The sequence below is a fragment of the Curtobacterium sp. MCBA15_016 genome (genome assembly GCF_001865105.1).
GTDB lineage: Bacteria > Actinomycetota > Actinomycetes > Actinomycetales > Microbacteriaceae > Curtobacterium.
The window spans coordinates 33,316-46,891 of record NZ_MJGR01000056.1 but is presented as its reverse complement, the minus strand read 5'-3'; the positions used below and the strand labels follow the sequence as shown (position 1 = coordinate 46,891).

14 protein-coding genes are annotated in these 13,576 nt (G+C 71.8%); 1 reads left to right on the top strand and 13 read right to left on the bottom strand.

The annotated features are described in order from the left end of the window. Positions 1 to 91 precede the first annotated feature (91 nt). The 12 genes from BIV03_RS17395 to BIV03_RS17340 are packed head-to-tail and all read right to left on the bottom strand — an operon-like array spanning position 92 to position 11,424. Complete coding sequence (locus BIV03_RS17395) at positions 92 to 1,792, bottom strand: MDR family MFS transporter (RefSeq protein ID WP_071296582.1); 1,701 nt, start codon at positions 1,790 to 1,792, stop codon at positions 92 to 94. Next, complete coding sequence (locus BIV03_RS17390; RefSeq protein ID WP_070417197.1) at positions 1,789 to 2,409, bottom strand: TetR/AcrR family transcriptional regulator; 621 nt, start codon at positions 2,407 to 2,409, stop codon at positions 1,789 to 1,791. Before BIV03_RS17390 ends, BIV03_RS17395 begins: the two co-directional genes overlap by 4 nt. A 53-nt stretch (positions 2,410 to 2,462) precedes the next feature. Then, positions 2,463 to 2,945 carry a GNAT family N-acetyltransferase gene (locus BIV03_RS17385; RefSeq protein ID WP_254790950.1) on the bottom strand — a complete coding sequence of 161 codons (483 nt, stop codon included), beginning with the start codon at positions 2,943 to 2,945 and terminating at the stop codon, positions 2,463 to 2,465. A gap of 14 nt (positions 2,946 to 2,959) precedes the next feature. Continuing rightward, positions 2,960 to 3,472, bottom strand: coding sequence for a VOC family protein (locus tag BIV03_RS17380; RefSeq protein WP_071296581.1), 513 nt, complete (start codon positions 3,470 to 3,472; stop codon positions 2,960 to 2,962). Continuing rightward, positions 3,469 to 4,188, bottom strand: a complete 720-nt coding sequence (locus BIV03_RS17375; protein WP_070417200.1) for an HAD family hydrolase — start codon at positions 4,186 to 4,188, stop codon at positions 3,469 to 3,471. Before BIV03_RS17375 ends, BIV03_RS17380 begins: the two co-directional genes overlap by 4 nt. Before the next feature lie 54 nt (positions 4,189 to 4,242). Further along, positions 4,243 to 4,884 carry an MBL fold metallo-hydrolase gene (locus tag BIV03_RS17370; RefSeq protein WP_071296580.1) on the bottom strand — a complete coding sequence of 214 codons (642 nt, stop codon included), beginning with the start codon at positions 4,882 to 4,884 and terminating at the stop codon, positions 4,243 to 4,245. A gap of 58 nt (positions 4,885 to 4,942) precedes the next feature. Continuing rightward, positions 4,943 to 5,374, bottom strand: a complete 432-nt coding sequence (locus BIV03_RS17365) for a MarR family winged helix-turn-helix transcriptional regulator (RefSeq protein WP_071296579.1) — start codon at positions 5,372 to 5,374, stop codon at positions 4,943 to 4,945. 37 nt (positions 5,375 to 5,411) lie between these two features. Continuing rightward, entirely contained in the window at positions 5,412 to 7,319 is a 1,908-nt protein-coding gene (locus BIV03_RS17360) for an amylo-alpha-1,6-glucosidase (protein ID WP_070417203.1), read from the bottom strand. Further along, on the bottom strand, positions 7,316 to 8,140 hold the full coding sequence (locus BIV03_RS17355) for a Type 1 glutamine amidotransferase-like domain-containing protein (RefSeq protein ID WP_071296578.1): 825 nt from the start codon (positions 8,138 to 8,140) through the stop codon (positions 7,316 to 7,318). Before BIV03_RS17355 ends, BIV03_RS17360 begins: the two co-directional genes overlap by 4 nt. Before the next feature lie 10 nt (positions 8,141 to 8,150). Further along, positions 8,151 to 9,116, bottom strand: a complete 966-nt coding sequence (locus BIV03_RS17350; RefSeq protein WP_083295110.1) for a carbohydrate ABC transporter permease — start codon at positions 9,114 to 9,116, stop codon at positions 8,151 to 8,153. Then, entirely contained in the window at positions 9,113 to 10,153 is a 1,041-nt protein-coding gene (locus BIV03_RS17345; RefSeq protein WP_254790948.1) for a carbohydrate ABC transporter permease, read from the bottom strand. Before BIV03_RS17345 ends, BIV03_RS17350 begins: the two co-directional genes overlap by 4 nt. Positions 10,154 to 10,158: 5 nt before the next feature. Beyond that, a complete protein-coding gene (locus tag BIV03_RS17340; RefSeq protein WP_071296576.1) occupies positions 10,159 to 11,424 on the bottom strand; it encodes an extracellular solute-binding protein in 1,266 nt (421 codons plus the stop codon). A 96-nt stretch (positions 11,425 to 11,520) separates the two neighbouring features. On the opposite strand from BIV03_RS17340, the gene BIV03_RS17335 reads away from it, so the two are divergent. Further along, positions 11,521 to 12,507, top strand: a complete 987-nt coding sequence (locus BIV03_RS17335) for a LacI family DNA-binding transcriptional regulator (RefSeq protein ID WP_071296575.1) — start codon at positions 11,521 to 11,523, stop codon at positions 12,505 to 12,507. A 28-nt stretch (positions 12,508 to 12,535) separates the two neighbouring features. Here BIV03_RS17335 and BIV03_RS17330 read toward each other — a convergent pair whose 3' ends face one another. Then, positions 12,536 to 13,507 (bottom strand): nucleoside hydrolase, encoded by a 972-nt coding sequence (locus tag BIV03_RS17330; protein WP_071296574.1) that lies wholly within the window; start codon positions 13,505 to 13,507, stop codon positions 12,536 to 12,538. Positions 13,508 to 13,576: the final 69 nt, after the last annotated feature.

Sequence of the window (13,576 nt, the reverse complement as noted above, 5' to 3'; positions counted from 1 at the left end):
GTGTCGGTGAGCGCGTGAAGTCGTCACCACAGAGCGGACGGGAGGCGCGGTGCGAGCTGGCACCGCGCCTCCCGTCCTCGTGTGCTGGCGGTCAGCGCTCCGGACGGTCCGGACCGGCATCGGCCGGCTCGGGCTCCGGCTGCGGCTCGGCGGCGCCGGCCGTGTGCCCCGCGCGCTGCGCCCGCTCGAGCTCATCGGCCTCGGCTCCGCCGACCGCCTCGCCACGGGCGACCATGCCGGCCGTGTCGGAGAGCTTGATCTGCGGGAGGAACAGCGCGAGCAGGAACGCCACCGCGATGAACGGCAGCAGGTACCAGAACACAGGCGCCAGGGAGTCGGCGTACGCGTTCACGATGCCGTCCTGCACCGCCTCCGGCAGCTTCGCCACGGTCGCGGGGTCGATGCTGCCCGCCGACGACGCAGCGTCGGTCGCCGATCCGCCGGCGCCACGGAACACGTCGGTGAGCGACGTCGTGAGCCGCGCCGTGAAGAGCGCACCGAAGACGGCGGTGCCGAGGGAGGCGCCGACCTCACGGAAGTAGTTGTTCGTCGACGTGGCGGTACCGACCTGCTCGGCGGGCACCGCGTTCTGCGCCACGAGGACGACCACCTGCATGATGAGGCCGAGGCCCGCACCGAAGACGAACAGGTACGCGCAGATGAGCCAGATCGGGGTGTCCGCCGCGAGCTGGGTCATCGCGAGCATCGCCAGGGCGACCAGGATCGTCCCGATGATCGGGAACATCCGGTAGCGACCGGTCTTGGTGATCAGGTTGCCGGACGCGATCGAGGTCCCGATCAGGCCGACCATCATCGGCAGCATCAGGAGACCCGAGACCGCCGCCGAGGTGCCGGACGCCATCTGCAGGAACGTCGGGACGAAGCCGATCGCCGCGAACATGCCGATGCCGAGCACGAGGCCGATGCCGGTCGCGAGCAGGAAGGTGCGGTTCCGGAAGAACGACAGCGGCAGGACGGGGTCCGCCGCACGCGACTCGACGAGCACGAGCAGCGCTGCCGACACGACGAGACCGGCGAACCAGGCCCACGTCTCCGGAGCGTCCCAGCCGTGGTCCTTGCTGCCGCCGAACTCCGAGAAGAACACCAGGCACGTCGTCGCGGCGGACATGAAGAGCACGCCGAGGACGTCGATGCGCTTCGTCGCCTTCTTGCTCGGCAGGGTCAGCGCGAACCACGCCACGAAGAACGCGGCGATGCCGACCGGGATGTTGATGTAGAACGCCCAGTTCCAGGTGAGGTGGTCGACGAAGAACCCGCCGAGCAGCGGGCCGCCGATCGCCGAGAGGCCGAAGATCGCACCGAGCGGCCCGAGGTACTTGCCGCGCTGGGAGGCCGGCACGATGTCCGCGATGATCGCCTGCGACAGGATCATGAGGCCGCCGCCGCCGAGGCCCTGCATGGCGCGGAAGACCACGAGCTGGGTGAAGTCGCCGGCGAAGGCGCACCCGGCCGACGCGATGGTGAACAGTGCGATCGCGATGAGGAACAGGTTGCGGCGGCCGAGGACGTCACCGAACTTGCCGTAGACGGGCATCACGATGGTGGAGGCGAGCAGGTACCCGGTCGTCAGCCACGCCTGGTGTGCGACGCCGCCGAGCTCGCCGACGATGGTGGGCATCGCCGTCGAGACGATGGTCTGGTCGAGGCTGGAGAGCAGCATCCCCGCGATGAGCGCGGAGAAGATGATCCAGATCCGGCGCTGCGTGAGGAGCAGCGGTCCGTCGGAGCCTGGGCGGGCACGCTTGGTCGTGCCCGGCGCGGTGGCGCTCATTCGGTGGTGTCCTGTCCGGTCGTGATGGCCGCCCTCATCAGGCGGAGGTTCTGGGTGAGCAGCTCGTCGAACGCGGGTCCGGTGGCTTCGTCGAACGCGTCGTCGAAGTAGGTCTCCGCGGTCACCTTCAGCAGCCCTGCGGCGGCCTCGGTGACGAGCCGCGCACGGCGGTCGGTGGCGTCGCCCCAACCGAACCGCGCTCGTACGGCGTCGGTGATGCGGCCGAGCTGCACGTCGGTGGCCGAGAGGAACCGGGCGACGAGCGCCGGCTCCCGTTCGAAGACCCCGCGGACGAGGACCTCGTCGGCGCGGTCGATGCCGGCGCGGTGGAACTGGTCGATCGCCAGCGCGACGATGGAGTCCAGCGGCTCGAGGTCGGCCGCGACGACACCGCCGGCGGCGTACGCGTCGATGGCCTCGACGTCCGCGTTGATCTCGATGCCGAGCACGGCGTCGTCCTTCGACGCGAAGTGGTTGAAGAACGTCCGCCGGGACACCCCGACCGTCTCGCAGAGCTGCTCGATCGTGAAGCCGTGCAGCCCGTGCTCGATGGTCGCCCGACGTGCCTCGACGATCATGCGTCGGCGCAGCGCGCGGGTGCGTTCGGTGGTGCTCACCGGACAAGAATTGCACTATCGGACTGAGAGTGCAATGTGGAAGTGGGGTACCGCTAGAGCGCCTTCTCGAAGCAGAACGACCACGGCATCGTCGCGGCGTACGGCTCGTACACCGGGATCGGGGTCCAGCCGGTCTTCTCGTAGAGCGCCACGGCCTCGGGCTGCTTGTCGCCGGTCTGCAGGATGAGCCGCGCGGCGCCCTCCTCACGCCCGACACGCTCCCCCTCGGTGAGCAGCGCGGTGGCCGCACCCTTCCCGCGGGCGGCGGCGAGGACGATGAGGCGCTTCAGTTCGACCTCGTCACCGAGACGCCGGACGGCGATGTGCCCGAGGGCCTCGCCGTCCTCGTCGATCGCGAGGATCGAGGTGATGACCGTCGCCGGGTCCACGGCGAGCGCCCGGCCACGCTCGGCCGTCACCGCCGGGTCCTCGTCGCCGTTCGCGGCGCCGTAGCGCTCGTGCATCTCCTCGTCCATGCGGGCGCGGAGCGCCACACCACGGGGGTCGTCCCACCGAACGCGTTCGATCGTGATCACGACCGACGATCCTGTCACGGATGCCAGCGTCGGCGCGACGTGTGCTCCTCGTAGGGCTGGGGATCGGGGTAGGTCAGGAGCTCGACGGTGCTGCCCCACGGGGTGCGGACGTACACGAACCGGTTCCGGTCGCCGGCTTCGGGCCCCGGGAGCGGGCGGGGTGCGCCGAGCGCGGTCGCCCCGGCGGCCACGACCCGGTCGAGCGTGGCGTCGAGGTCGTCGACGTACAGCGCGAGGTGCTGCCACCCGAGGTCGGACGGCACCGCCGGGGTGTCCTGCTCGACGTGGTCGAAGGCGAACAGCTCGATGCCGGGGCCGTCGGGCAGCGCGAGCATCCGGATCCGCACCTCACGGGCGTCTCCGGGGACACCGAGGCGCGAGGTCGTCGCCGCGCCGCCCTTCGGAGGCTGGTCGGCGGGGAGCGTGTCGTAGAGCACCTCGGCACCGAACGCGTCGACCAGGAACGCGCTGGCCGCGTCGACGTCGGGCACGGTCAGTCCGATGTGGTCGACGCCGCGGACGCTCACGCGCCCGCCCCGCTGCCGGCGGCTCCCCCGGCGCGGCTCGCCAGGTCCGCGATGGGGCCCCGGCCCGCCCGCAGGTCGGCGAGGACCGCTGCCGCGTCGTCGTACACCCGGACCGCCCCGGCCCGGCGCAGCTCGTCGCCGCCGATCCCGCCCGTCATCACGGCGACGCAGGGCACACCGACCCGTCCGGCGGACTCGACGTCCCACATCGCGTCGCCGACCATCACCGCGGCATCGGCGGACACGCCGACCTTCCGGAGTGCGACCTCGATGATCCCCGGGTCCGGCTTGGCCTGTTCGACGTCCTCCGAGCTCGTGACGGCGGTGATCCACGCCTCGGCGTCGAGCAGTTCGCGCAGGCGCACGAGTTCGTCCTCGGGCGCGCTCGTGGCCAGCACGACGGCGTGACCGGCCTCGGCGACGGACCGGAGCAGCTCACGGGCACCCGGGAGGAGCCGCAACCGCGGCATCTGCTCGGCGTAGTACGCGGTGTGGAACTGCTTGACGGTGTCGCGCTGCTCGTCCGTGGCGTCCGGCAGCAGCTCCTCGAGCAGCTTCGCCGAGTCCATGCCGATCGCGCGGTGGATCCGCCAGGCGTCGACGGACTCGCCCGCTGCCGTGCACGCCCGCCACCAGGCGTCGATGTGCGGGTAGTTCGAGTCGACGAGGGTCCCGTCGATGTCGAAGAGGACGGCGGTGGAGGGTGCGTCGGGCATCCCTCCACCCTGCTCTGGAGGCGCGGATCACCTCTCAGGGGTGCGTCACGTCCGTCAGACGGTGATCGACTCGCCGGCGGGCAGGATCTGCACCGGCACCGGTCCGAGACCGTCCGGGCCGAGGAACCGCGCTGCGGACTGCTGCCCGAGTTCGCTGAGCATCGCCTCGTGGATCTGCACAGCGTGCTCCGGGGAGACCGCGCGGACGTAGTCGACGGCCTCGGCGGTGCTCGTCCACGGCCCGCTGGTCGGCAGCAGCAGGGTCCGCACCGGGACGCCGGGCACGAGGTAGGCGTCGCCGGGGTGGAACACGGCGCCGTTCACGAGGTAGCCGACGTTCGCGATCGTCGGGATGTCGCCGTGGATGACGGCGTGCTCCTCACCGAAGACCTGCACCGAGAACGGGCCGACCTCGAACGCGTCACCGGCCGAGACCGCGGCGACGCGGCCGTCGTGCGCGCCGAGCTGGTCGACGATCGCGGCGGGCCCACGGACCACGAGGGCGTCGTTCGCGGCGAGGGCGGCACGGACGGCGTCGACGTCGAAGTGGTCGAAGTGCTCGTGGGTGACGAGGACGGCGACGGCGGCCGTCGCGAGGTCCGTGCCCTCCGGCGTGAACGTGCCCGGGTCGATGACGAGGGTGGCGCCGTCCTGCTCGAGGACGACGGTGGCGTGGTTGTACTTCGTCAGCTCCATGTCGACGAGTCTACAACAGTGTTGTACATCGACGTGGTCGATCCGGATGAGAGGGCGTTCACCGTTCGAGTCTCGCCGCGATGCGGTCGAACAGTTCCGGCACCCTGGCGAGTGCCGCACGCTCGGCCTCGGACAGCTCGGATCCGATCACCGACGCGAACGCCCCGGCTCGGGCGCTCCGTTCCCGGAGCATGACCGTGCGGCCCGAGTCCGTCAGCCGGATCACCGAGACCCGCCGGTCCCCGTCGGACACGCCTCGCTCCACGAAGCCGCGCTCCTCGAGCTCCGCCACGGTCCGCGACTGTCCCTGGTGCTTCACGCCGCGGGCCCGCGCGAGCTCGGCGATGGTCTGCGGCCCCTGCCGGTCGAGCAGGCCCAGGCTCGCGCTCTGCGCCTGCGGCAGCTCGTCGGTGAGTGCCCGGGTGGCCCGCACGATCCGGCCGATCGACTCGCGGAGCTCCTCGGCGAGGTCGTCCGGGGTCGTCGTCATGCCCTCGACCGTACCGCCGGATCCCTGCGACGGCGGCCTACCGGAGCGCGACCCAGACGGGGAAGGCGGCGGCGGCGCTCCAGGCCTGCGGGCGGCAGGCGGCCGGGTACGGGGCCGGACGTGTGACGGCGGACGCGTCGTCGCCGGCGTGCAGCTCGGGCATCCGGAAGTCGAACGCCACCGCCGCGGCGAGCAGCTGCTCGGACAGGACCCGGGCCTCGTCGTGGTGTCCGGACCGGATGAGGCCGGTGATCACCACGGCGGTGTCGTGCGCCCAGACGGTGCCCCCGTGGTAGCTGAGCGGCCAGTACCCGGCGGCGGTCGTGGAGAGCGTCCGGAGGCCGAAGCCGCTCGCCAGGTCCGGGCTCACGACGCGTGCTGCGACGACGGCTTCCTCGTCCGGGGTGAGCAGGCCGGTGCCGAGCAGGTGGCCGATGTTGCTCGTGGCGGAGTCGACGGGGCGCTTGCGGGCGTCGAGGGCGATCGCCGGGTACCGACCGATGTCGTCGGCCACCCAGAAGGCGTCGCGGAAGCGATCGGCCAGGCGGGCGGCCCAGGCACGCCACTCGTCGCCGCCGGGACGGCCGAACGCATCGAGCAGGTCGGCACCGTGCACCGCGGCCTCGTGCGCGTAGCCCTGCACTTCGCACAGGGCGATCGGGCCGTCGGCGAGGGTGCCGTCCCGCCACTGCACGCTGTCCCCGGAGTCCTTCCAGCCCTGGTTCGCCAGCCCTCGGCCGGACTCGTCGACGTACTCGAGCAGCCCGTCGCCGTCCGCGTCGCCGTGGTCGCGCATCCACGCCAGGGCGCGTTCGAGCGTCGGCAGGAGCGCCTCGACCTCGGCGTCGGGGAGCCCCGCACGCCAGGCATCGTGGAGCAGGCACGCCCAGAGCGCCGTCGCGTCGACGGTCCCGTAGTAGAGCGGTGGCAGGGAGATCTCGTCGTTGTCGACCGGCAGGGACGCCTGGCGCAGCTCGTGCATGATCTTGCCGGGCTGCTCGGCGGTCGCGGGGTCGTCCGCGGTGCCCTGCAGCGCGGCGAGGACCCGGAGGGTGCCCCCGGCGGTGCTGGTGTCGACGGGCAGCAGGAAGCGGGCGGCCCAGATCGCGTCGCGGCCGAACAGGGTGAAGAACCAGGGGGCGCCGGCCGCGATGAACTCGCCCTCGGGCCGCGCCAGCCGGAGTGCGTCGAGATCGTCGGTGGCACGCTCCAGCCAGCGCCGGAGCCGGTCGTCCTGCACGCCGGCCGGGACGTCGAACGGGCGCGGGGTCGTCACGCCGGTGACGACGGCGTCGGGCGTCTCCACGGCGCAGTCCCACGCGAGGTCGACCTCGTGCGCGCGCTCCGTCCGCCAGCGCAGCACGACGTCACCGTCCTCGACGCGGACGGATGCTCCGGGGGCGTCGAGCCGGACCCGTACGGAGCCCGAGGTCCACGATGCGGTCTGCTCCGAGGCGTCGGCGGGGACCGGCTGGGGGCCGTGACCGGCCTTCACCGCGTCCATCCCGGCGGCGTCCGGGGTCAGCCTGACGGTCACGACGAGCTCCGCGGTGCTCGCGCCGGGCCCCTGGAGCCGATCGGTGACGCGCAGGCGTTCCGCCACCCCGTCGATGCGCACCGTCCGACGACGGTCGAGGCGGACGTCCGGATCGGCGCCGGTACCGTCGAGGCCGCGCAGGAGTCCGGTGAAGACGACCTCGCGGGCACCGGCGGGCACGACGGCGACCGGTTCCACCGCGGAGTGCTCGACGCTGACGCGCACGGCGGAGACGAACCGCTGGTCGCCGGTCCAGTAGCCGTGCACGGGGTTCGCGCCGATGGCACCGTCCCGACCGGACCATGCCTGCGTCGGTGCCGCGATGACGGCGACCTCGTCGTGGAGCAGGGGCTGCAGCGTGGCGGTCGTGGCAGCGGCGGTGGTGGTGTTCGTGGTGGTGGAGGTCATGGGGCTTCCTCGTCGACGGGTTCGGGGGACGGGGTCCAGGCGCTGGGTGTCCAGCTCGGTACGGATCGGGGTGCGTCCGGCAGGCGACGCACGGGCAGGGGCTCGGCACGGATGCCGGTCGGGTCGCCGGGGGCACGGGCGATCCGCACCGCGCCGCCTCCGTCGTGGTCGGTGACGGCTTCGACGAACGTGGCCGAGCGCCCACGGTGGACGACGCCGACGCCCTCGTCGAGCTCGATGCCCGCCGGGAGGTCCCCCGCCGCGACGGCTGCGCGGAAGACCGGCGACCGGTCCGGGTCCGAGTCGGTGTGGACACCGAGCGAGCCGGACACGAAGCCGAGTCCGTCGGCGAGGACCGACGGCTGCGGGCCGTGGCTCTGCGTGACGCCGCCGGTGTGCCAGCAGAGCGCGCCGGCCGATCCACCGGCGAGCACCACCCCGGCTCCCCAGGCCTCACGGAGGACCTCGTCGAGACCGTGGGCACGCCACACGGCGAGGAGGTTGACCACGGAGCCGCCCGAGACCCAGACGACGTCCGCACCGAGGACGGCGTCGCGCAGGGACGGCACGTTCCGTCTCGGGAAGAACCGCAGGTGCGACGCCTCGACACCGGCCGTACGGGCCGCGGCGAGCTCTGCCCCCTCGACGGTCCGCTGGTCGCCGCCGGCGGTGTTCACGTGCAACACGCGTGGCGGCCGACCGGCGGGGACGCGGGCGAGCCGGACGGCCTCGAACAGGAGCGGACCGTAGGCCGAGTCGTCCCACTCACCGCCGACCAGACCGCCGCAGGTGGCCAGGATCGTGGGTTCGGTGGCGGTCACGTCGGGGTGCTCATTCCTTGACCGCCCCGTCGCTGCCGTTCATGATGCGCTTCTGGAACACGAAGAACGCGACCGCCACGGGGATGGTCATGACGAAGGCCGCCGCGAGCTTGACCGGGAACTGGTTCCCGGCACTCAGCGCGCCCGACGCCAGTGATGCGACGCCCTTCGTGAGCGTGGTGAGGTCGGGCGACGAGGTCGACACGATGAAGTGCGCGAGCTCGTTCCACGATCCCTGGAACGACAGGATGGTGATCGTCACGACGGCCGGACGCGCCATCGGGAGCACGACCGACCAGAAGGTCCGGAACGTGCCGGCACCGTCGATCTTCGCCTGCTCCTCGACGCTCACCGGGATCGATTCGAAGAAGTTCTTCATGATGAACACCCCGGCGGCGTCCACGAGCAACGGCACGATCATGCCCGAGTACGAGTCGTACATGCCGAGCTGGTTGATCACGAGGAACTTCGGGATGAGCAGGACCACGCCCGGCACCGCCATGACGGCGATGAGCAGGGCGAAGACGGTCTGGCGACCCGGGAACCGCAGTCGCGCCAACGCGTACCCGGCGAGGGAGTCGAAGAAGATCCGGCCGAGCGTGACGAAGACCGCGACGATGATCGAGTTCATCGCCCAGATCCCGAAGTCGGAGTTCTCGAAGAGGGTCTGGAACGCAGCGCCGGTCCAGGTGACGGGGAGCGCCAGCGGGTGCAGGGAGGCGTCCTGGTCGGTCTTGAACGCGTTCACGATCGCGACGTAGAACGGCAGCAGGTAGACGACGGCGATCAGGACGCCGAACACCAGCAGCACCACGCTCCGCGGCGTGAGCCGACGTGGCCGCCGGCCCGGGCCGGGTGCCTGCGTGACGGTGGTGGCGCCGAGGTCCGGCACCGCGCCTCCTGGCACTGCCGCCCTGGAGGCGCGGGTCGGCTCGGTCCCGCCGCCTGCGGTCGCCGGGGTGGGTGCGCTGGTCATCGTGTGCTCCCCTTCTCGATCCACCGCATCCGACGGCGGGACACCGGGCGGTCGCGCAGCGCCCACCGCTGCAGCAGCGTGAAGACGACGATGATGCCGAACAGGATGAAGGCGATGGCTGCGCCGACGCCCCACTGCTGGCTCTGGAACGCGGACGTGTACGACAGGAACGCCGGCGTGAGCGTCGTGTTCGCCGGGGCGCCCTTCGTGCCCGTGTAGATCTGGTCGAAGACCTGCCACGTCCCGATCAGCCCGAGCGTCAGCACCGTGAAGAGCGTCGGGCGCAGCTGCGGCAGGGTGACCCGCCAGAACCGCGTCCAGGACCCGGCGCCGTCGATCATCGCCGCCTCGTCGACCTCCGGCGAGAGGTTCTGCAGCGCCGCGATGAACAGCAGCATGAAGGTGCCGCTCGTCGTGAACACCGCGAGCAGGATGAACGCGGTCATCGCGACCGACGGACCCGCGAGCCACTCCCACCACGAGATGCCGAGCATCGTGTGGTCGGCGAGGAAGGCCGGTGGTGTGCCTGCGCCGAGGTGGAACAGGCCGGTGGGCTCGTTGAACCAGTTCGGTCCGGTGATCCCCGCCCAGCTGATGATCTTGTTGACGGCTCCCGTCGACGAGAACAGGAACAGCCAGAGGACGGTGATGGCGACCGAACTCGTCACCGAGGGGAAGTAGAACGCGGTCCGGAAGAACCCGCGCCCGCGCAGTGCCCGACCGCTGACGAGCAGGGCGAGCCCGAGCGCCACGGCGGTCTGCAGCGGGACGACGAACACGACGTACCAGAGGTTGTTCCGCAGCGCGGTGCCGAAGTTCTGCTCGTCGAGGCCCCCGCCGCCGAGGATCTTGGCGTAGTTCTGCCCGCCGACGAAGGAGACGTCGGACGAGAACGGGCTGCCGACACCCCGCCAGTCGGACACGCTGACCCAGGCCGCCATGACCACCGGCACGGCGAGGAACAGGCCGAGGACGATGATCGTCGGCGCGGTGAACAGCCAGCCCGAGACGGCTTCGGCACGGTTCTTCCGGGACACGTCCGTCAGCCCTTCAGCGCGGCGGCCATGTTCTTCTGGACGCCCTCGAGCAGGGTCTTGGTGTCGGTCGTCCTGAGGCTGCCGAGCTTCGAGTCGAAGTCGGCGATCACGTCGGCGGTCCCGGACGCGTTCGGCAGGCCCTGGGCGGCGTCCGCCTGGTCGAGGAACGCGGCGTACTGCGGGTACTCCTGCTTCCAGGTGCCGGCGGCCGACTCGACCGAGGGCATCACACCGAACGCCTTCGCGAACGCGAGCTGCTGGTCGGTGCTCGTCATCTTCTCGACGAAGGACAGCGCTGCCTTCTGGTTCGGGGAGTCCTTCGCGATGCCCCAGCAGTTCGTGAACTGCAGCGTGCCGGCACCCTTCGGGCCCTTCGGCAGGGCGACGACCTTGTAGTCCACAGTCGGGTAGCTCGACGACATCGCCCCGGTGAGCCAGTTGCCCTCGATGGTCATCGCGGCCTTGTCCTTGCCGAAGGCGTCACCTCCCCAGCTCTCGCCGAGGTCGCTCGAGAACTTCATCGAGCCGTCGTCGAGCAGGCCCTTCACGTAGTCGAGGGCCTCGACGTTCGCGGCCGAGTCGACCGTCGCCTTCGTCTGGGCGCTGTTCGTCAGGGCACCGCCGGCCTGGGTCATGAACGCCCCGAGACGCTCGATCTGCGGGCTGGTCGTGAGTCCGACCCGTCCGTCGCGGGTGAGCTTCTCGGAGACCGTCCGCAACTGGTCCCAGGTGGTCGGGACGTCGCTGTCGGTCAGCCCGGCGGCCTTCCAGTCCTTCGTGTTGATGAACAGCGCGAGGGTGGAGAAGTCCTTCGGCGCGCAGTAGAGCTGGTCGTCCACGGTGAACGACTTCGTGAGCGTCGGGTAGAAGTCGCTCGTGTCCTCGAGCTGGTCGCCGTAGGCCAACAGCGAGCCGTTCGCGGCGTACCCGGCGAGGGATGACGTGCTGACGTAGAACACGTCGGCGGGCTTGCCGGCCGCGAAGCCCTGGGCGAGCTGCTGGTCGAGGTTGTTCGCCGGCTGCACCGTCGCGCCGGTGCCCGAGGACTTCGACCACGCGGCGGCGGCGCTCTTCACGGCGGCGGTCTCGGCGTCACCCGACGAGCCGATGAGGACGGTGAGGGGGTCGTCGCTCGAGGTGAGCTTCGCGGCGCCACCGCCGGAACCGTTGCCGCCCGAGCTCGAGAAGCCGGAGCCACAGGCGGAGAGGGTCAGAGCTGCGGTGAGCGCCATCGCTCCCGCGGTCAGCATGCGTGCTGTGCGTCGTTGCATCAGGGGGACTCCTCGTCGAGTGCAGTACTTCGATCGTTCAAATTTGATCGATCAAACGAGTCGACCATACACCTGCGAGGCGCTACGGTGAACCCCATGTCGCATCCCGCCACCGTCGCCGACGTCGCCCTCGCCGCGGGCGTCTCACGGCAGACGGTGTCGAACGCGTTGAACCGGCCCGAGGTCGTCCGCCCCGCGACGCTCACCAGGGTCCGGGCCGCCATCGACGACCTCGGGTACCGGCCGCACGCGTCCGCCCGCCGGCTCCGCACCCGCCAGAGCTCCACGCTCGGCGTCCGGCTGGAACCGGTGCACGGCATCTCCGGCGCCGTGCTCGACCGCTTCCTGCACGCGCTCGTCGAGTGTGCCGACCTGCGCGGGATGCGCATCCTGCTCTTCACCGCCACCGACGTCGACGACGAACTCGCCCACATCGAACGCCTCGTCGAGGGCTCGGACGTCGACGGGTTCGTCCTCACCTCGACGTTCCACGGCGATCCCCGCGCAGCGTGGCTCGGCGCCCGGGACATCCCCTTCGTGACCTTCGGCCGGCCGTGGGGCCTGCCGGACATGGACGCCGCGCCGCACCCCTGGGTCGACGTCGACGGGTACGCGGGCGTGCACGACGCGACCGAGCACCTGGTGGCGCAGGGGCACCGCCGGATCGGGTTCCTGGGCTGGCCGAGCCCGTCCGGACAGGGTGACGAGCGCCGACGGGGCTGGCGGGACGCGATGCGCGCGGCCGGGCTGCCCGACGACCCCGGGCTCACGTGCGAGGACGACGTCACCGCGGCCACCGGCACGGTCGCGGCGGCGGTCGAGGGCGGCGCCGGGTTCGACGCGCTCGTCTGTGCGTCGGACACCCTCGCCCTCGGAGCCCGGTTCGCGCTTGGGGCGGCGGTGCCGGTGGTGGGCTACGACGACACCCCGGTGGCCGAGGCGGTGGGCATCTCCAGCGTGGAGCAGCCCCTGGTCGAGGTCGCCGCGGCCGCGGTCGAGCTGCTCATGGGCGCCGGTCGGACCGTCCTGCCCGCATCGACCGGACACCGCCTGCTGGCTCCGCGGGTGGTCTGGCGGAGCTGAGACCGCGCGACCACGGCGTGCCGCTGCGCTACCGACCGACGCCGTCGCGCCCGACCGACCCGCTCGACACCGTGCCGACGTGGAGGATGCGCTCGCGGATGACGTCCGCCGCACGGTCGTCGGCCGTCACCACGACACGGACCGCCGGCCCGTCCGCAGCGGGGACCGTCCGGCCGTGCTCGGCCCCACCGACCACCACGTCGAGCGGGGTGGTACGGACCGCGGGCTCGACCTCGCCCGCCGCGATGGCGGCCGCCAGCGGGTCGTGGAGCGGTGCGCGACGGACGTGGTCGACCGACTCGTAGAAGTCGACGTAGCTGCGCAGCATCGTTCCGAGCGCGACCCGGAGCGGATCGCCGGCCGCCGTGAACCGGTCGGCATCGGCGTCGTCGAAGCGGTGCTGCCGGGTGACGTCGAGCGGCACGAGCACGAGGTCGAATCCGGCGCGGAGGACCCGCCTGGCGGCCTCGGCGTCGTTGTGGACGTTCGCCTCGGCGGTGGGCGACACGTTGCCCGCGTCCCACACGGCGCCGCCCATGATCGTCACCGTGCCGACGAGCTCCGGCAGACGCGGCTCAGCCTCGAGCGCGACGGCGAGGTTCGTGAGCGGCCCGATGGCCAGGACGTCGAGCTTCCGGTCACCGGCTGCGTGGTCGCGGGCCAGCCGGACGAGGAGCTCGGCGGCGGGGTCCTCCGCGGCCGCGACACCCGGCGGGAGGTCGACCCCGCCGATGCCGTTCGCCCCGTGCACGTGCGGTGCGCCGCCGCCGTACGAGCCGCCGATCGGGTCGTGCGCGCCGACCGCGACGGGCACGGTCCGGCCGCACAGGGCCAGCAGCGCCGCGGTGTTGACGGCCGCGGTCGCCGCGTCGGTGTTGCCGGAGACCGTACCGATGCCGACGAGGTCGACGTGCGGGACGTCGAGCAGGTACGTGAGGGCGAGGGCGTCGTCGACGCCGGTGTCGCAGTCGAGGAAGAGCGGGACGGTGGGCGTGGTCACCCGGTCATCCTCCCATCGCCGGTGGGAACCGCCCCGGACACGATCCGATGACGATCGGATCGGTCCGCG